18 protein-coding genes are annotated in these 15,716 nt (G+C 66.9%); 12 read left to right on the forward strand and 6 right to left on the reverse strand.

Features of this window, described 5'->3' with window-relative positions; translation table 11 throughout:
- The 3 genes from O1W71_RS14125 to O1W71_RS14135 form a co-directional block, all read right to left on the reverse strand.
- Complete coding sequence (locus tag O1W71_RS14125; RefSeq protein ID WP_269268450.1) at positions 1–219, reverse strand: helix-turn-helix domain-containing protein; 219 nt, start codon at positions 217–219, stop codon at positions 1–3.
- The gene (locus tag O1W71_RS14130; protein WP_269268452.1) at positions 219–695 is read right to left on the reverse strand and encodes a DUF2975 domain-containing protein; all 477 of its coding nucleotides are present in this window, start codon (positions 693–695) and stop codon (positions 219–221) included. The genes O1W71_RS14125 and O1W71_RS14130 overlap by 1 nt, the downstream gene beginning before the upstream one ends.
- 523 nt (positions 696–1,218) lie before the next feature.
- Positions 1,219–1,497 carry a hypothetical protein gene (locus O1W71_RS14135; protein ID WP_269268453.1) on the reverse strand — a complete coding sequence of 93 codons (279 nt, stop codon included), beginning with the start codon at positions 1,495–1,497 and terminating at the stop codon, positions 1,219–1,221.
- Between the two features lie 320 nt (positions 1,498–1,817).
- Between O1W71_RS14135 and O1W71_RS14140 the strand changes: the two genes are divergently transcribed.
- From O1W71_RS14140 to O1W71_RS14175, 8 genes are all read left to right on the forward strand, one after another.
- Positions 1,818–2,099 (forward strand): metal-sensitive transcriptional regulator, encoded by a 282-nt coding sequence (locus O1W71_RS14140; RefSeq protein ID WP_269268455.1) that lies wholly within the window; start codon positions 1,818–1,820, stop codon positions 2,097–2,099.
- A gap of 24 nt (positions 2,100–2,123) precedes the next feature.
- Positions 2,124–2,447 carry a heavy-metal-associated domain-containing protein gene (locus O1W71_RS14145; protein ID WP_269268456.1) on the forward strand — a complete coding sequence of 108 codons (324 nt, stop codon included), beginning with the start codon at positions 2,124–2,126 and terminating at the stop codon, positions 2,445–2,447.
- A complete protein-coding gene (locus tag O1W71_RS14150) occupies positions 2,444–4,711 on the forward strand; it encodes a heavy metal translocating P-type ATPase (protein ID WP_269268458.1) in 2,268 nt (755 codons plus the stop codon). The genes O1W71_RS14145 and O1W71_RS14150 overlap by 4 nt, the downstream gene beginning before the upstream one ends.
- A gap of 43 nt (positions 4,712–4,754) precedes the next feature.
- Positions 4,755–6,893 (forward strand): heavy metal translocating P-type ATPase, encoded by a 2,139-nt coding sequence (locus tag O1W71_RS14155; RefSeq protein WP_442924487.1) that lies wholly within the window; start codon positions 4,755–4,757, stop codon positions 6,891–6,893.
- A gap of 158 nt (positions 6,894–7,051) precedes the next feature.
- A complete protein-coding gene (locus O1W71_RS16455; RefSeq protein ID WP_442924503.1) occupies positions 7,052–7,387 on the forward strand; it encodes a hypothetical protein in 336 nt (111 codons plus the stop codon).
- A gap of 84 nt (positions 7,388–7,471) precedes the next feature.
- The gene (locus tag O1W71_RS14165) at positions 7,472–8,089 is read left to right on the forward strand and encodes a DUF305 domain-containing protein (RefSeq protein ID WP_269268460.1); all 618 of its coding nucleotides are present in this window, start codon (positions 7,472–7,474) and stop codon (positions 8,087–8,089) included.
- A 205-nt stretch (positions 8,090–8,294) separates the two neighbouring features.
- Positions 8,295–9,026: a F510_1955 family glycosylhydrolase gene (locus O1W71_RS14170; protein ID WP_269268461.1), complete on the forward strand. Its 732-nt coding sequence runs from the start codon at positions 8,295–8,297 to the stop codon at positions 9,024–9,026.
- A 116-nt stretch (positions 9,027–9,142) separates the two neighbouring features.
- Positions 9,143–9,544, forward strand: coding sequence for a four-helix bundle copper-binding protein (locus O1W71_RS14175; protein WP_269268462.1), 402 nt, complete (start codon positions 9,143–9,145; stop codon positions 9,542–9,544).
- Positions 9,545–9,874: 330 nt separating this feature from the next.
- On the opposite strand, the gene O1W71_RS14180 is transcribed toward O1W71_RS14175, so the two are convergent.
- Together O1W71_RS14180 and O1W71_RS14185 are read right to left on the reverse strand one after the other, a co-directional pair.
- Positions 9,875–10,381 (reverse strand): GNAT family N-acetyltransferase, encoded by a 507-nt coding sequence (locus O1W71_RS14180; RefSeq protein ID WP_269268464.1) that lies wholly within the window; start codon positions 10,379–10,381, stop codon positions 9,875–9,877.
- Positions 10,378–10,725: an ArsR/SmtB family transcription factor gene (locus O1W71_RS14185; protein WP_269268466.1), complete on the reverse strand. Its 348-nt coding sequence runs from the start codon at positions 10,723–10,725 to the stop codon at positions 10,378–10,380. The genes O1W71_RS14180 and O1W71_RS14185 overlap by 4 nt, the downstream gene beginning before the upstream one ends.
- A gap of 91 nt (positions 10,726–10,816) precedes the next feature.
- On the opposite strand from O1W71_RS14185, the gene O1W71_RS14190 reads away from it, so the two are divergent.
- Positions 10,817–12,136, forward strand: coding sequence for an FAD-dependent oxidoreductase (locus tag O1W71_RS14190; RefSeq protein WP_269268467.1), 1,320 nt, complete (start codon positions 10,817–10,819; stop codon positions 12,134–12,136).
- A gap of 56 nt (positions 12,137–12,192) precedes the next feature.
- Here O1W71_RS14190 and O1W71_RS14195 read toward each other — a convergent pair whose 3' ends face one another.
- The gene (locus O1W71_RS14195; RefSeq protein WP_269268468.1) at positions 12,193–12,582 is read right to left on the reverse strand and encodes an arsenate-mycothiol transferase ArsC; all 390 of its coding nucleotides are present in this window, start codon (positions 12,580–12,582) and stop codon (positions 12,193–12,195) included.
- Between the two features lie 74 nt (positions 12,583–12,656).
- Between O1W71_RS14195 and trxB the strand changes: the two genes are divergently transcribed.
- From trxB to O1W71_RS14210, 3 genes are read left to right on the forward strand one after another with little or no spacing between them, the layout of a single operon-like run.
- Positions 12,657–13,625, forward strand: a complete 969-nt coding sequence (gene trxB, locus O1W71_RS14200; protein WP_269268469.1) for a thioredoxin-disulfide reductase — start codon at positions 12,657–12,659, stop codon at positions 13,623–13,625.
- A complete protein-coding gene (gene arsB, locus O1W71_RS14205) occupies positions 13,622–14,716 on the forward strand; it encodes an ACR3 family arsenite efflux transporter (protein ID WP_269268470.1) in 1,095 nt (364 codons plus the stop codon). Before trxB ends, arsB begins: the two co-directional genes overlap by 4 nt.
- Positions 14,716–15,705, forward strand: a complete 990-nt coding sequence (locus O1W71_RS14210) for a metalloregulator ArsR/SmtB family transcription factor (protein WP_269268471.1) — start codon at positions 14,716–14,718, stop codon at positions 15,703–15,705. Before arsB ends, O1W71_RS14210 begins: the two co-directional genes overlap by 1 nt.
- Positions 15,706–15,716 lie beyond the last annotated feature (11 nt).

The raw sequence follows: 15,716 nt of genomic DNA on the forward strand, positions 1-15,716 counted from the left end.
CTACGTGACGGCTGGGGCGTTGTCGTATCGGAGTATGTCGCCGGGCTGGCAGCAGAGCGCCTCACAGAGCGCAGAGAGCGTGGAGAAGCGGACGGCCTTCGCGCGACCGTTCTTGAGCACGGCAAGGTTCGCTGGCGTGATTCCTATCGCCGCGGACAATTCAGCGACGGTCATCCCGCGCTCTTCCATAAGCCGGTCGATGTCGACGACGATCGGCATCAGATGACCTCCGCAAGGTCGTATCGCATGGAGGCGGACTGCCGCAGCAGCGTGAACAGCACGGCCAGAATCAACGTCGCCGCGGCACTGACTCCGATCGCGGCGAGCATGCCGAGCATGAGCGCCGGCGGCGTGACGTGCGCGGCGTTGAGCACCACGAACATCGCGAGGGTGCTGAGCCCAATCGCGGCGAGGCACCACGTCAGCGCGCGCACCCACGTGAAGGCGTCGGTCGTGAAGATGCTGTCGTCGCGCACAAGATCGAGCAAGGGCCACGTGACGATGACCGCTGCCTGACCGCAGGCGATGACGAAGGCTCCCCACCCGATGATGACGGGCTCGATGCGGGCGACCTCCGCGTAGGCGCTGGCGAGGCCGGCGACGTTCGCGGGGATGATGAAGAGCTGGAGCGCGAGCCCGATGAGGGCAAGTACGGCGAAGACGATCTTGGCGGCGGCGATCAGGGTCCGGTTCATATCGCGCTCCTTCACTAAGTATCGAGAAACAATAGATCGTTTTTCGATAGGCGTCTACCCCCTGGACGCGTTGCGCCACGGCAGACGCCGGTCAGGCGGCCGCGGGCGGCCGGGATGCCGGCCGGGTCAGCGGGATCCACAGCGCGAATCAAGGCGTGCGGCCGTCCGCATGGAGACCCGGGAGCGGTCGAGCTCGGGGTCGTCGATCCAGTCGACGTACACGCTCTCCCCTGCGCGCTGCAGGATCGCCCGTACCCCGAGAACGAGTTCCGCGTCGTAGAAGCTGTGGCTCAGGAAGATGTCGAACGGGCCTGCAGACCGAGCTGACTTCCGTAAGACCTCGGCGGCTGTGTTGTAGTCGCGCCGAGCTTCAGTCTGACCGGCGGCACGAATGTCGGTGAGCAGGTAGTTGGTCGCAGCGCAGTCCTTAAGGGGTTGAGGTCGTCGGCTAGCGGCAACCCGACCAGCCCGGCGCCGGAGCAGGGATCGCCGCAAACGATCGATTCCGGCGAGAACGCCGGGGTCAGTACCCGTTGCGCTCAATCTCTGCGTCTAGAGCGGCAAGCTCATCTCTGACCTTTTGTCGCTCGGGCGGCGACAGCCGGTACATCTGCGTCGTCAAGACGGCCTCAGAAGGAATCTCGGTAAGGCCGAAGGCGTCCTGCACGGCCGCTCTCACCTGGTCACGTCCGCCGTGGGTCGTGGCGCAGATCTGGACGAACTCATCAAGCCGGTCTAACACCGCGACGTAGGCTGCGACGATCTCTCGTCGAGTAAGCAGGTTCTTCCGGTCGGCTGTCATGGCGGCAACCCTACGGGCCAGCACACCGGCAGCGCCTGCCAATAACGATCGTTTGCGGCAGGGGGGGGGCGACCTCCCGCCTCGAAGGCCTGGTCAGAAACACTGTCCGAAACCGGGTTTTGGCAGACGTTCTTGACGGTGGGGGTGAGGTGAGGGCTCTGACTATCCAGTGGGTGAGCTTCGTGCGTCGGCGCCGATACGTACCGCCGCCTACGACGCGGCGGTAGCCGCCCCCGCAATCCAGGAACGGGTCGTCGGGACATGAGTGGCAAAGCCCACAACCCTAGACACACATACCCTAGGGGGGTATGGTATTCAGCATGAACGGTTACGAGGGCAATAAGGAGGACCTGCAGAAGCGGCTTCGCCGTATCGAGGGTCAGGTGCGCGGGATCGCGCGGATGGTTGATGAGGACCAGTACTGCATCGACATCCTCACGCAGGTGTCCGCCGCCACGAAGGCGCTCGAGACCGTCGCTTTGTCGCTGCTGGGGGATCACCTGACGCATTGCGTCGCGGAAGCGACCGCCGAGGGCGGCCAGGTGGCTGCCGAGAAGATCCGCGAAGCCAACGACGCTATTGCCCGTCTCGTCCGTTCTTGACCGACCACTGCAAGGAGAACTCTGATGACTGATCGCACCGACCTGGGCTTGACCGACTCGAACGCGGGCTGCGCGTGTTGCGCTGGCCCTGACACCTCTGACCAGACAGTCTCCGCGAACGCGGCCGCGACGCAGGAGGTTCTGGTATCGGGAATGACGTGTTCGCACTGTGTGTCGAGTGTGACTGAGGAGCTGACGGCTATCGACGGCGTGGAAAACGTGTCGGTTGAGCTGAACGCTGGCGGTACCTCGCGCGTCACGATCCATAGCGCCGCCCCGGTTGATGTTCAGGCCGTGCAGGCCGCGGTGGAGGAGGCCGGTTACACGTTGGAGGGCGCGTCCGCATGAGTGCTGTCGACGTCGAGCTCGATATCACCGGGATGACGTGCGCCTCGTGCGCGAACCGGATCGAACGCAAGCTAAACAAGCTCCCCGGCGTGGAAGCGACGGTTAACTACGCCACGGAGAAGGCACGCGTTCGCGGGACCGACGTCGACACCGCCGACCTGATCGCCGCGGTGGAATCCGCAGGGTATCAAGCGGCGATCCCTCAGCCCCCTGCTCCCGAGACCGGCGAAACGGCCCCCGCGGAGGGGAAAGACGACGAGACAGCACAGCTGCGCCGCCGACTGTTGATTACGGCCGCCCTGTCCCTCCCGGTCGCGGTGCTGTCGATGGTTCCGGCGCTGCAGTTCGAGAACTGGCAATGGCTGGCGCTGACGTTGACGGCGCCGGTGGCGGTGTGGGGGGCGTGGCCGTTCCACCGTGCCGCGGCGATCAACGCCCGTCACGGTGCGGCGACGATGGACACCCTGATCAGCGTTGGTGTTATCGCCGCGTTCGGGTGGTCGTTGTACGCCCTGTTCTTCGGGGGTGCAGGGATGGCGGGGATGACGATGTCGTTCACCCTCGTGGGCACCCCGCAGGCCGGCGGGCACGAGATCTACCTCGAGGTTGCAGCTCTTGTCACCGTGTTCATCCTCGCCGGACGGTACGCCGAAGCGCGGGCGAAGAAGTCTTCCTCGGAGGCGCTGCGCGCTCTGTTGGAGATGGGAGCGAAACACGCCACCAAACTCGTCGACGGCGCCGAGCGCACCGTCCCGGTAACGCAGCTCATCGTTGGGGACATCGTCTTGGTTCGTCCGGGCGAGAAGATTCCCTCTGATGGGCTGGTGGCCGATGGGGCGTCCGCGGTGGACGCGAGCATGCTCACCGGTGAGTCGGTGCCGGTGGAAGTGACCGCAGGATCTCGTGTGGTGGGCGCGACGGTTAACGTCGGCGGCCGCCTTGTGGTGGAGATCACCCGTGTGGGTGCGGACACGGAGCTGGCCCGGATGCGGCGGCTGATGGAGGAAGCTCAGACCGGGAAGGCGAAGGTGCAGCGGATCGCGGACCGCGTCTCAGCCGTGTTCGTTCCGGTGGTTATCGCCCTGGCCGTGGCTGCGTTTGCGGGATGGGTGATCGCCGGCGCATCATTGGAACTCGCGTTCACTGCAGCGGTTGCGACCTTGATCATCGCGTGCCCGTGCGCGCTGGGGCTTGCCACTCCCACAGCCCTCATGGTCGGCACGGGCCGAGGTTCGCAGCTGGGCATTCTTATCCGTGGCCCGCAGGTGCTCGAGCAGACCCGCAAGGTCGACACTGTCGTGCTTGATAAGACCGGAACGGTCACCACTGGGCGGATGAGCGTCACCGATGTGCGCCCCGCAGCCGGCATCAGCCGCGGCGACGTGCTCCGTGCTGCGGCCGCCATTGAGTCCGGGTCCGAGCATCCCGTCGCCCGCGCGATTGTCACGGAGGCTGGTGCCGTGCCCCCGGCGGACACCTTCGCCTCTCACGCTGGTTTCGGCGTGCAGGGAACGACCGGTTCCTCCGCTGTCGTTGCCGGTCGGGTGGGCTGGCTGCAGGAACAGTGGGGCATCACTATCCCCCCAACCGCGCTGGCCGGGGCGGGAGAGCTCGCTGAGACGGGGACGGTCGTCGCGGTCGCTCGTGACGGGGAGTATCTGGGTGTGATCGGTGTTGCCGACACCCTCAAACCCACGAGTGCTGAAGCGATCGCCCGGTTCCGTTCCCTGGGGCTGTCGCCGGTTCTCCTGACTGGTGACAACGAGACCACTGCGGCGCGAATCGCGGCTGAGGTTGGGATCGATGACGTGCGGGCAGGGGTCACCCCGGCGGGAAAGCTCGATGTGATCCGCCAGCTGCAGGCGGAGGGGCGTGTGGTGGCAATGGTCGGCGACGGGGTCAACGACGCCGCAGCCCTCGCCGCAGCCGATCTGGGACTAGCGATGGGCGGCGGCACCGATGCGGCGATCGCCGCAAGTGACATCACCATCGTCTCCGGTGACCTCCTCGTCGTAGCCGACGCGATCCGGCTGGCCCGCCGCACCCTCGCGACGATCAAGAGCAACCTGTTCTGGGCGTTCGCGTACAACGTCGCCGCGATCCCATTGGCGATGGCGGCGCTGCTGAACCCGCTGGTAGCGGCTGCAGCCATGGCCCTGTCCTCGGTGTTCGTCGTCACCAACAGTCTCCGGCTTCGCCGGTTCCGCCCCCACCCCGCCCCGGTGGCGCCAACCACGGCTGCCCCGGCGACGCAGCTGACCTGACCCCGCGGAGCCGGCACCGGCTCGCTTAGCGAAGGAGGCTCTGATGAGCCAGCTCGATCACCACAACCACAACCACAACCACAACCACAGCCCGCAGCGCGGCCGTGCCGCCACGGCAGGAGCCCACACGGGCGGTCACGGTCACCACGACCCCGCACCGGCGGCGGGTCACTCCGAGCAGGGGCACGCCGACCATGGCGGTCACGCCGGGCACGGCGATCACGTCGCCCGGTTCCGGCGCCTGTTCTGGATCATGCTGATCCTCGCCGTCCCGGTCGCGGGTTTCTCGATGATGTTCGCGATGCTCATCGGGTACCCCCTCCCGGACGCCGCATGGGTGGGGTGGATCTCCCCGGTGCTGGGAACGGTGATGTACGTGTGGGGCGGTGCGCCGTTCCTCACCGGAGCTGTCAGTGAGCTGCGTGCCCGCAAGCCCGGGATGATGCTGCTGATCGCGTTGGCGATCACCGTCGCGTTCATCGCGTCCTGGGGGGCCAGCCTGGGCGTGCTGGATCACGAACTCGACTTTTGGTGGGAGCTCGCGCTGCTGATCGTGATCATGCTGCTCGGTCACTGGATCGAGATGCGTTCTCTCGCCCAAACGACCTCCGCCCTTGATTCCCTGGCGGCCCTTCTGCCTGACGAAGCTGAAAAGGTCGACGGGGACACAACTGTTACGGTCGCTCCCGCTGACCTGCAGGTTGATGATGTCGTGGTGGTCCGCCCGGGCGGGCGGGTGCCCGCGGATGGGCGGATCGTGCAGGGCTCGGCCAGCATGGATGAGTCGATGATCACCGGCGAATCCCGCCCGGTTCGCCGTAGCGAGGGCGACCAGGTCGTCGCGGGAACGGTTGCCACTGACTCCGGGGTGCGGGTGCAGATCACCGCTGTCGGGGAGGACACCGCCCTGGCCGGTATCCGGAAGCTCGTCACCGACGCGCAGAACTCCTCTTCTCGCGCGCAGCGTCTCGCGGACCGCGCCGCGGCCTGGCTGTTCTGGTTCGCCCTTGCCGCTGCGGTCGTCACCGCGATCGTATGGACGGTGGTCGGGGTGCCCGATGACGCCGTGATCCGCACGATCACTGTTCTTGTCATCGCCTGCCCGCACGCATTGGGCCTGGCGATCCCGCTGGTTGTCTCGATCGCCACCGAACGTGCCGCGCGCAGCGGTGTCCTGGTGAAGGATCGGCTTGCACTGGAGAGCATGCGCACCGTCAACACGGTGCTGTTCGACAAGACCGGCACCCTCACCAAGGGTGCCCCCGCCGTGACCTCAATCTACCCCGCTGGCGATGTTCCAGCCGACGAACTGCTCGCATTGGCCGCGGCAGCCGAGTCGGACTCGGAGCATCCACTGGCCCGGGCGATCGTGAACGCCGCGAAAGACAAGCAGCTCCCCGTTCCCGCATCAACCGACTTCGCGTCCTCGCCGGCGGTAGGCGTTCGCGCCCAAGTCGCCGGTCGTACCGTGCAGGTGGGTGGCCCGTACCTGCTTGAGCAGGAAGGCGCCCACGAGCTCCCTGTCGCAGACGAGTGGCGCAAGGAAGGCGCGATCATCCTCCACGTCCTGGTGGATGGGAAAGTTGCGGGGGCGCTGCGGTTAGCGGATGAAATTCGCGCCGAGTCGCGGGCCGCGGTGAGTGATCTTCACGACCGGGGCGTGCAGGTGGTGATGATTACCGGCGACGCCGACGCGGTCGCCGCATCCGTGGCCGCCGACTTGGGTATCGACCGGTACTTCGCTGGGGTGCGCCCCGAGGATAAAGCCTCGAAAGTGAAAGAGCTGCAAGACGAAGGCCGGAAGGTAGCGATGGTCGGAGACGGCGTGAATGACGCCCCCGCCCTCGCCCAAGCCGACGTGGGAATCGCGATCGGTGCCGGCACTGATGTCGCGATCGCCTCAGCCGGGGTCATCCTCGCAAGCGACGACCCCCGCTCGGTGCTGTCAGTGATCGAACTGTCCCGTGCGAGCTACCAGAAGATGAAGCAGAACCTGTGGTGGGCGGCCGGATACAACCTGATCTCCGTCCCGCTGGCCGCCGGAATCCTCGCACCCGTGGGGTTCGTGCTGCCGATGTCGATCGGCGCGCTCTTGATGTCGCTGTCGACGATCGTCGTCGCCCTCAACGCGCAGCTGCTGCGCCGGTTGCATCTAAACCCCGATGAGGTCACTGGCAAGTAGCCGAAACCACGACCGCACCCACATACGCTGGGAGGAACAGGGAGGTGAGGATGTCGCTGATCACACTCGCAAACGCGATGGACCGATCGCGCACCCTCACCCGCACCCTCCTGATCCTCGTTGCTATCACAGCTGGGATCGTCGGCGGTCTCCTCGCGATGCACTCCCTCAACACCCACCCCGCCGGTGCCGGATACGCCGATACCGTCGCGGCGGCACCGGCAGACACCAGCTCCCACCACACCGATGCTGCACCCGCCCCTGAGGGGGCACCGGCAAGCGGGTGTGTCGACTGCTCCGGTGGTGGCGATATGTCGTGGATGACCTGCGTCCTCGCACTGTTGGTCACCCTGCTCCTCATCGCCCGCTTCCACCGCGGCTCCTGGCGAGGGTCCACACCGTACGCGGCGTCCCTGTTGGCAGCCATACTGCCCGCCCGGGCGCGCCCGCTACGACCCCCCTCGCTCACCGTTCTCTGCATCAGTCGCACCTGAGATCGCTGACGCCTGCCCTCATGCAGGCACACGCGTCACCCCGCGCCCCCGGCCGGGTACCTCACCGACTCTTGGAGAACACTCATGAAGATCCGTACCGCGGCATCCGCCGCCCTCGTCCTCACCACCGCTCTCGCCCTCGCCGGCTGCGCTGACAACGGCAACGCGTCCGGCGGTATGTCCGGCATGGACCACGGCGGAAGCAGCAGCAGCAGCAGTAGCAGCGCGGCGCCGGCAGCGAACGCGAATGACGCCGACATCATGTTCGCGAGCATGATGATCGAACACCACACCCAAGCCATCGACATGTCAGACACCCTCCTGGCCAAGGACGGTATCGACGAGCGGGTCACCGCCCTGGCCGAACAGATCAAAGCCGCCCAGCAGCCTGAGATCGATCAGTTGCAGGGATGGCTGGACGAGTGGGGCGCCGACACCGCCGACATGGACATGGAAGGCATGGACCACAGCGGCGGCATGATGACCGAGGAAGACATGCAGGCCCTCGACACCGCCACCGGTACCGAGGCATCCCGGCTGTTCCTCGAGCAGATGATCGAGCACCACACCGGCGCGATAGATATGGCTCAGGATCAGGTCGATAACGGCCAGAATCCCGACGCCGTCGATCTCGCGCAGAAGATCATCGACGACCAGACCGCCGAGATCGCGACGATGGAGGACATCCTCGCCAGCCTCTGACCGAACCTGGTGGGGTGGCAGCTGCCGCCCCACCTCCGGTCACGCTGCAGGTTCCACCATGACACGCCTCTTCCCTGCCCCCACATCCTCCGCCCGCCGCGTTGTCACCGCCGCTGGTGTCGCCCTCGCGGCCGCGCTTGCCCTCGCAGGCTGCGCCTCCACTACAACGCCTGCCGAATCGGCTGCGGAGATCCCGATCACTCACGTGCACGGCATCGTCCCCAACCCCACCGAACCGGGATTCCTCCTCGGCACACACGAAGGCATCTTCACCGTCACCGAAGATGGGCAAGTCGGCGCCGCCGTGCCGGGGCCCACCTTCGACGCCATGGGGCTCACCCTCACCGGTGACACCCTCCTCGCTTCCGGTCACCCCGACTTCACCACACCGGCCGAGCTCGGGTCCCCACACCTGGGAATCATCCGCAGCACCGACGGCGCGCAGTCCTGGGAACCGCTCGCGTTCACCGGCGAGAAAGACTTCCACGTCCTCACCGCCGGCCCCGACCAGACCGTCTACGGGATCACCACCGACAGCTCACAGATCCTCGCCAGCACAAACCTCGGAGAAACGTGGACGCCTGCGGGTGCCTCGCTCGCCGCTTTCAACCTCACCGTTGACGCGACTGGCCGCATCATCGCGTCCACCCCCAACGGACTGCAACTCAGCACCAACAACGCAGCCACCTTCACCCCTTGGGAAGAAGCACCGTTGATCGCGCTGCTCAACGCCTCACCTGACCAGCAACGCATCGTCGGGCTCGGCGCTGGCGGCAAACTGTGGGTCACAGCAGCCGGGTCTACCGAATGGACCCAGGTCGGCGCCGCGTCCGAAGAAGCACAAGTAATCGCGATCACCGACACCGGCGACATCCTGATCGTCGAGCGAACCGGCATCACCGTCCTACCCGTCGAAGATCAAAAGTCGAGCCAGTAAGAACCTCCGATGTCGACGGTGACACCGGACGGTACTCGTTTGGTGACGTCGCCTCAAGCCTCACCCGTTGCGTACCGCCACGGGCGTATCGTCCCGTCAACCGGAAGGAAACCCTCATGTCCACACTCACTCAGATGCTCAACACACACCCCGCCCGCACCGGCGACGCTGCCGCCGAGCTGGTCGCGTGCATCGAAGCGTGCGCGGAATGCCTACAGACATGCACCTCGTGTGCTGACGCCTGCCTCAGCGAGGACATGGTCTCCGAACTGACCACGTGCATCCGCACAAACCTCGACTGCGCCGACATCTGCGCCGCCACCGCCTCGATCCTCACCCGCCAAACCGGAAGCAATCCCGAAGTCGTCCGCGCGGCGCTCGAGGCATGCCGTGCCGCGTGCGCAGCATGCGCGGAGGAATGCGAAAAGCACGCCGACATGCACGACCACTGCCGCGTATGCGCCGAAGCCTGCCGCCGCTGCGAGAAGGCATGCGCTGATCTGCTCGCCCTCAGTTGACCCCGTGAGAAGGGGGTGCAGCCGGGGGCTCCCACACTGCTGCAGGCAACGAATGCTCCTCGGCCGCGCCGATACGTGAGTAAACCAACCCGACCAGGACAAGCGTCATCAGGATCGCACCAATCACGATGAGGGCTCTCGCGTTCCGCTTCATTTTACTAACGATCGCCCTCCAGGCTGGCCGGTCCAACCGTATCGCCAGCCGACTAACCGAAATCGATCGTTTGTGGGACGTGCACACGGCTCCTCATCGCGGCGTGCCGTAAACGGTTCCCGTATCGAAACCAGGTTGCGGGACAAGACGTTTCGGCCCGGAGTTTTGGGACGCAATCAGCGAGGGTGGCGTCGCTCGACGAGGATCGTGTCGCGCCACTGCCCGGCCCAGGGGCCGTAGGTCATAAGGGCGATGCGTTCTCGGTGACCCACGCGGCGGAAGCCCGCTCTGTCGTGGAGGGCGAGGCTCGCGGGGTTCTCGGGGAAGATGCTCGACTGCACCGTCCAGACACCTCCGCTGTCGGCAGCTCGGAGGAAGGCGTCGAGGAGTGCGGCGCCAGCGCCGTGCCCGCGAGCCCGGTCCGCGACATAGACCGAGTGCTCGACCACGCCCCGGTAAGCCTCGCGAGACGACACGGGTGAGGCGGCGATCCATCCGACGACGGACCCGGCGGCGTGCTCGGCAACGAGTCGTCCCAGGGCGAGTTTCCCCGAGCCGAAGGCCGGCCAGGTCGGCGGGTCCGGTTCGAACGTTGCGTTGCCGGTGGCGATGCCTTCGCGGTAGATGGATTCCACGGCTGGCCAGTCGGCGGCGGTCATCGCGCGTATAAGAACGCCGCTCATGGGCGCAGCGTGCGGGAGGCCTGTTCGAGGGCGTCGGTGACGACGCGATAGTAGGCCCACCGGCCGCGCTGTTCGCGGGTTGCTAGGCCCGCGTCGACGAGCAGTTTCATGTGGTGGGAGACGGTCGGCTGGGACAGTCCGACGGGCTCGGTGAGGTCGCAGATGCATGCTTCGCCGTCGACGGATGCGGCGATCAGCGAGAGAAGTCGCACACGGGTGGGGTCGCCCAGCGCCTTGAACGTGCGCGCGATCCGCTCGGCCTCGTCGGGCGTCAGCACCCTGCCGGTGACCGGCGAGCAGCACGCCGCCGCGTTGGGCGGGAGGAGGGGAAGCGTCGTGGGCATGGAACGATTCTGGCACGTCACATTGACATCCGTCGATACATCGACAATTCTCGATTTATCGAGTTCTGTCGATGCGTGAGGAGTAAGTGTGATGGAGAGGGCGTTGCCCGTGGTTGTCATCGGTGCCGGCCCGCAGGGGCTCGCCGCTGCTGCACACCTGGTCGAGCGAGACGTGCCAGTCGTTGTGCTGGAGGCTGGAACCGGCCCGGCATCGGCGGTTGCCGAGTGGGGACATGTGCGCCTGTTCTCGGAGTGGCCCGAGCTGATCGACACGGCCGGGGCGCGGATTCTCGAGCCCACCGGATGGGAAGCTCCGGCGACGGGGTACCCGACCGGCGCACAGTGGATCAGTAGCTACCTTGCCCCGCTCGCTACCGAGCTGGGCGACCGAGTGCGCTACGGCGCTCGGGTTGTCGGGGTGTCCCGCCTGGGCCGCGACCGCCTTGTTGACGCCGGCCGCGGCGATCAGCCGTTCATCGTGCACGTGCAGCCGAACGAGGGAGATGAGTATCGGTTGCAGGCGCGCGCGGTGATCGACGCCTCCGGTACGTGGTCCTCACCCAACCCTGCGGGCGCGGACGGTCTGCCCGCGCTGGGCGAGCGGGCCGCTGCCGGGTTGCTGTCGTACCGCATGCCCGACTTCCGCGACCGGGAAGGCTTCGAGGGCAAGCACACGGTCGTCATCGGCTCCGGGCATTCGGCGGTGACCGCGGTCCTCGCGCTGGCACGCATGGCGCGCCGTGACCCGAACACTACGGTGACGTGGGCGCTGCGCCGCGCCACCGCTGGGAACGCTTTCGGCGGCGGTGAGGCCGACGAGCTGCCGGCACGCGGGGCGCTGGGGATCAAGGCGAAGGAGTTCGTCGACGCCGGCCTGGTGTCGCTTGTGACCGGGTTCCGCGTCGAGCGTGTCACCACGGACGGAGACCGCCCGGTCCTGGTGGCGGAAGATGGCCGCACACTCACCGCAGATCGCGTCGTGGTGCTCACCGGGTTCCGTCCAGACCTGTCGTTCCTGTCGGAGCTGCGGTTGGAGCTGGACCCCACGTTGCAGGCCCCCGTCCGTATCGCTGCGGAGGTCGACCCGAACGTGCATTCCTGTGGTTCGGTCGCGGCGACCGGCGCGGCCGACCTCGCCCAGCCGGAACCTGACTTCTATCTCGTGGGCGCGAAGTCCTACGGGCGGGCACCGACTTTCCTCGCCCTCACCGGCTACGAACAGGTGCGCAGCGTCGTTGCGGAGCTCGCGGGCGACCACGAGGCCGCTCGCCGGGCGGAGCTGGTGCTGCCCGACACGGGCGTGTGCGGCGGCGCTGGCCTGTTCGATGCTTCCGGGGCATCCCTGGGTGGTGCCTGTTGTGCCCCGCCGGCTCAGGTGCTCCAGATCGGGCGCGCTCCAGCAACCGTCTGACCAGACACATGAGAGGGGGCGGGTCGCGTCAGCGATCCCGCCCCCTCTCGCGTTGCTCAGTGTGCGAGGAGCGTGGTCTGGATCTTGTCGGAGACTGCTTCGCGCAGTGGCCTCACGGCGTCGGCGTCCCAGGCCTCCGGGTTGGGGAAGGACCACTCGAGGACCTCGCCGCGGGGCGTGGTCGGCAGGGCGAGGCCGGGCTTCATCAGCACCACGACGTCGGCCTGATCGAGGTCGTCCGCGGTGACGGCGCGGGGCACCCGATCGGTGATGTCCATGCCGAGCTCAGCGACCGCGGCGGCAACGGCGGGGTTCACTTCGCCTGCGGGTGATAGTCCCGCCGACTTCGCGGTGAATCGGTCGCCGGCCAGGTGCTCTAGGAGCGCGGCGCCCAGCTGCGAGCGGCCAGCGTTGTGCTGGCAGATGAACAAGACGGTCGGCTTCATGTCGCGCTCCTCGGTGAGTGTTGCTTGCACCAATCAGGATTGCGGCCTGCATAGCCATCTGTCAATATAGACACATGTCGATTCAAGAGGTTGAGCTGGTAATCGTTGGGTCGGGTCCTTCGGGTTACACGGCCGCGGTGTACGCAGCACGGGCAGGGCTCGCTCCCGTCGTCATTGCGGGCTCTGTCACCGCTGGCGGCGCGCTCATGACGACCACGGAGGTGGAGAACTTCCCGGGGTTCGTTGACGGGGTTCAGGGGCCGGAGCTGATGGACACGATGCGCCGGCAAGCCGAGCGGTTCGGCGCCCGCATCCTCCTCGATGACGCGATCCGCGTCGACCTTGCGCCTGAGATGAAGGTCATTGAGACAGGCGCGGGGGAGACGTTCCACGCCCGCGCCGTCATCCTCACCATGGGGTCGGCGTACCGGAAGCTCGGGCTTCCCGACGAGGAGCGCCTGTCGGGCCACGGTGTGTCGTGGTGCGCAACGTGCGATGGTTTTTTCTTCCGGCACCAGGACAGTGTCGTGGTTGGTGGTGGGGATTCGGCCATGGAGGAAGCCCTGTTCCTGACGCGGTTCGCGCGGAAGGTCACCGTCGTTCACCGCCGTGACTCGTTCCGGGCATCGAGGATCATGGCCGAGCGTGTGCTCGAGCACCCGAAGATCGATGTCGCGTGGAACAGCGAGATCGCGGCTTTGCAGGGAGAGGAGAAGGTGCAGGGGGTTCGCCTCCGCGACACTGCCACCGGTATTGAGCGTGACCTTCCTGTGACGGGCGTGTTCGTCGCGATCGGTCACGACCCTCGCTCCGAGCTCGTCACCGGACAGGTAGCCACCGACCCCGACGGGTACGTGCTGGTGGACCACCCCTCCACCCGCACCTCACTCACCGGAGTGTTCGCTGCCGGCGACCTCGTTGACCACACATACCGGCAGGCCATCACGGCCGCCGGGACCGGATGCGCCGCAGCCCAAGACGCGCAGCATTACCTCGCCGCGCTCGATATGCCCGCCCTCGCCTCGGCGGAGGCTTTCGCGTGACCAACGCAGCGCCCGCAACCCGCCGCCTCTCGACCCTCGACCGGTGGCTGCCGCTGTGGATCGGGTTAGCCATGGCCGGCGGCATCCTCCTTGGCCGGTTCATCCCAGGCCTATCCGAAGCGCTGTCACACCTCGAGGTCGGCGGGATCTCGATCCCGATCGCGATCGGGCTGCTGGTCATGATGTACCCAGTACTCGCGAAGGTCCGCTACGACAAGGTCGCCGCCGTCACCGGAGACAAAAGGCTGCTCATCTCGTCGCTCGCGCTGAACTGGATTGTGGGACCGGCGTTGATGTTCGCCCTCGCGTGGGTGTTCCTGCCGGATCTGCCCGAGTACCGGACGGGACTGATCATCGTCGGCCTCGCCCGCTGCATCGCCATGGTCGTGATCTGGAACGATCTCGCCTGCGGCGACCGAGAAGCGGCGGCCGTGCTGGTCGCGGTCAACTCGGTGTTCCAGGTCATCGCGTTCTCGCTCCTCGGCTGGTTCTACCTCACCGTCCTCCCCGGATGGCTGGGCCTCGACAGTCAGGGCCTGGACGTGTCGATCTGGCAGATCGCGCTCAACGTGCTCGTCTTCCTCGGGGTGCCCCTGATCGCCGGGTTCGCATCCCGTTTCATCGGGGAGCGCCGCAAGGGCCGCGCATGGTACGAGAACTCGTTCCTGCCCAAGATCGGACCGTGGGCGCTGTACGGGTTGCTGTTCACGATCGTGCTGCTGTTCGCCCTTCAAGGCGAACAGGTCACCTCACGGCCGCTGGATGTCGTGCGGATCGCACTGCCGCTGCTGGTGTACTTCGCCGTCATGTGGTTCGCCGGCCTCCTCACCGGCAAGGCCCTCGGTCTGGGCTACGCCCGTTCGTCGACCCTCGCGTTCACCGCGGCCGGCAACAACTTCGAACTCGCCATCGCCGTCGCGATCGGCACGTTCGGCGCCACGTCCGGGCAGGCCCTCGCCGGTGTCGTCGGTCCGCTGATCGAGGTGCCCGTGCTCGTGGGCCTGGTCTACGTCTCCCTGTGGGCGGCGCGAGCATGGTTCCACACCGACCCTTACGCAACACCCGAACCCGCCCTGGAGAGGACTCGATGATGAGCGCCACCATCACCACAGCAGATGACACCTGCGCCGCGGCCCCCACGCACGCGATCGGGGATGAGGCGGCCACGGCGATCGCGACCACGTTGAAGGCGCTGTCGGACCCGCTGCGGCTACGGATGCTGTCTGCGATCGCCACCGACGTACGAGGGGAATCGTGCGTGTGCGACCTCGCCGAGCTGGCCGACGTGTCACAGCCGACCGTGTCGCATCACCTCAAGGTGCTCCGCGACACCGGCGTGCTCACTTCTGAGCGCCGCGGCACCTGGGTTTGGTACCGGATCGCGCCCGCTCTGCGCCCAGCCGTGACGACGCTGCTGGACTCGTTCGCTCCCGCCGCGATCGCCCCCGCTCGTGCCGAGCATGCCGGCCTCGAGAACGTCGACGATGCTCTCACCCACCTCGGTGATGCTCTCGCTCAGGACTACCCGCAGCTCGATCGCAGTCTCGTGGCGACGATCGTCCGGGAGTCGTACACGTCCCTCGCCAAGAGCGCCCGGGTGAGGAACCACCTGCTGGCCCTCACCGAGCGGTTCGCCCGTCAACGACTCACCGACGTCACCCGCGACCGCACAGAAGGGCAGCCGCAGGTCTTGTTCGTCTGCGTCGCGAACGCCGGCAGGTCGCAACTCGCAGCCGCGCTGGTGAATCAACGCTCCGGCGGCGCCGTCATCGCACGCTCGGCCGGATCAACCCCGGCCGCCGAGATCCACCCGCACGTGCAGCCCCTCATCGACGAGCTGACCGCGGACAGCGACGAGCCGCGGTTCCCCAAGCCGCTGACCGATGACGCGGTGCGCGCGGCGGATGTCGTCATCACGATGGGATGCGGCGACGTGTGCCCGATCATCCCCGGCGTCCGCTACGAGGACTGGACCGTCGGCGACCCTGCCCTCGCCTCCGCAGAAGGCGTAGCCGCCATCCGCGACGACATCGCCCGACGCGTCGACGCCCTCCTCGCCACACTCACCCCCACCCGATAACCGGAGCCACC

Source organism: Microbacterium sp. H37-C3 (assembly GCF_027157935.1).
GTDB classification, from domain to species: domain Bacteria; phylum Actinomycetota; class Actinomycetes; order Actinomycetales; family Microbacteriaceae; genus Microbacterium; species Microbacterium plantarum.

What these genes read in the sequence shown, in the direction of transcription:
- trxB (WP_269268469.1), top strand. Translation starts at nt 12,657, where the DNA reads ATGTCGATTCAAGAGGTTGAGCTGGTAATCGTTGGGTCGGGTCCTTCG.
- O1W71_RS14155 (WP_442924487.1), top strand. Translation starts at nt 4,755, where the DNA reads ATGAGCCAGCTCGATCACCACAACCACAACCACAACCACAACCACAGC.
- O1W71_RS16455 (WP_442924503.1), top strand. Translation starts at nt 7,052, where the DNA reads ATGCACTCCCTCAACACCCACCCCGCCGGTGCCGGATACGCCGATACC.
- O1W71_RS14165 (WP_269268460.1), top strand. Translation starts at nt 7,472, where the DNA reads ATGAAGATCCGTACCGCGGCATCCGCCGCCCTCGTCCTCACCACCGCT.
- O1W71_RS14150 (WP_269268458.1), top strand. Translation starts at nt 2,444, where the DNA reads ATGAGTGCTGTCGACGTCGAGCTCGATATCACCGGGATGACGTGCGCC.
- O1W71_RS14185 (WP_269268466.1), bottom strand. Translation starts at nt 10,725, where the DNA reads ATGCCCACGACGCTTCCCCTCCTCCCGCCCAACGCGGCGGCGTGCTGC.
- O1W71_RS14145 (WP_269268456.1), top strand. Translation starts at nt 2,124, where the DNA reads ATGACTGATCGCACCGACCTGGGCTTGACCGACTCGAACGCGGGCTGC.
- O1W71_RS14140 (WP_269268455.1), top strand. Translation starts at nt 1,818, where the DNA reads ATGAACGGTTACGAGGGCAATAAGGAGGACCTGCAGAAGCGGCTTCGC.
- O1W71_RS14195 (WP_269268468.1), bottom strand. Translation starts at nt 12,582, where the DNA reads ATGAAGCCGACCGTCTTGTTCATCTGCCAGCACAACGCTGGCCGCTCG.
- O1W71_RS14125 (WP_269268450.1), bottom strand. Translation starts at nt 219, where the DNA reads ATGCCGATCGTCGTCGACATCGACCGGCTTATGGAAGAGCGCGGGATG.
- O1W71_RS14180 (WP_269268464.1), bottom strand. Translation starts at nt 10,381, where the DNA reads ATGAGCGGCGTTCTTATACGCGCGATGACCGCCGCCGACTGGCCAGCC.
- O1W71_RS14135 (WP_269268453.1), bottom strand. Translation starts at nt 1,497, where the DNA reads ATGACAGCCGACCGGAAGAACCTGCTTACTCGACGAGAGATCGTCGCA.
- O1W71_RS14210 (WP_269268471.1), top strand. Translation starts at nt 14,716, where the DNA reads ATGAGCGCCACCATCACCACAGCAGATGACACCTGCGCCGCGGCCCCC.
- O1W71_RS14190 (WP_269268467.1), top strand. Translation starts at nt 10,817, where the DNA reads ATGGAGAGGGCGTTGCCCGTGGTTGTCATCGGTGCCGGCCCGCAGGGG.
- O1W71_RS14175 (WP_269268462.1), top strand. Translation starts at nt 9,143, where the DNA reads ATGTCCACACTCACTCAGATGCTCAACACACACCCCGCCCGCACCGGC.
- O1W71_RS14130 (WP_269268452.1), bottom strand. Translation starts at nt 695, where the DNA reads ATGAACCGGACCCTGATCGCCGCCGCCAAGATCGTCTTCGCCGTACTT.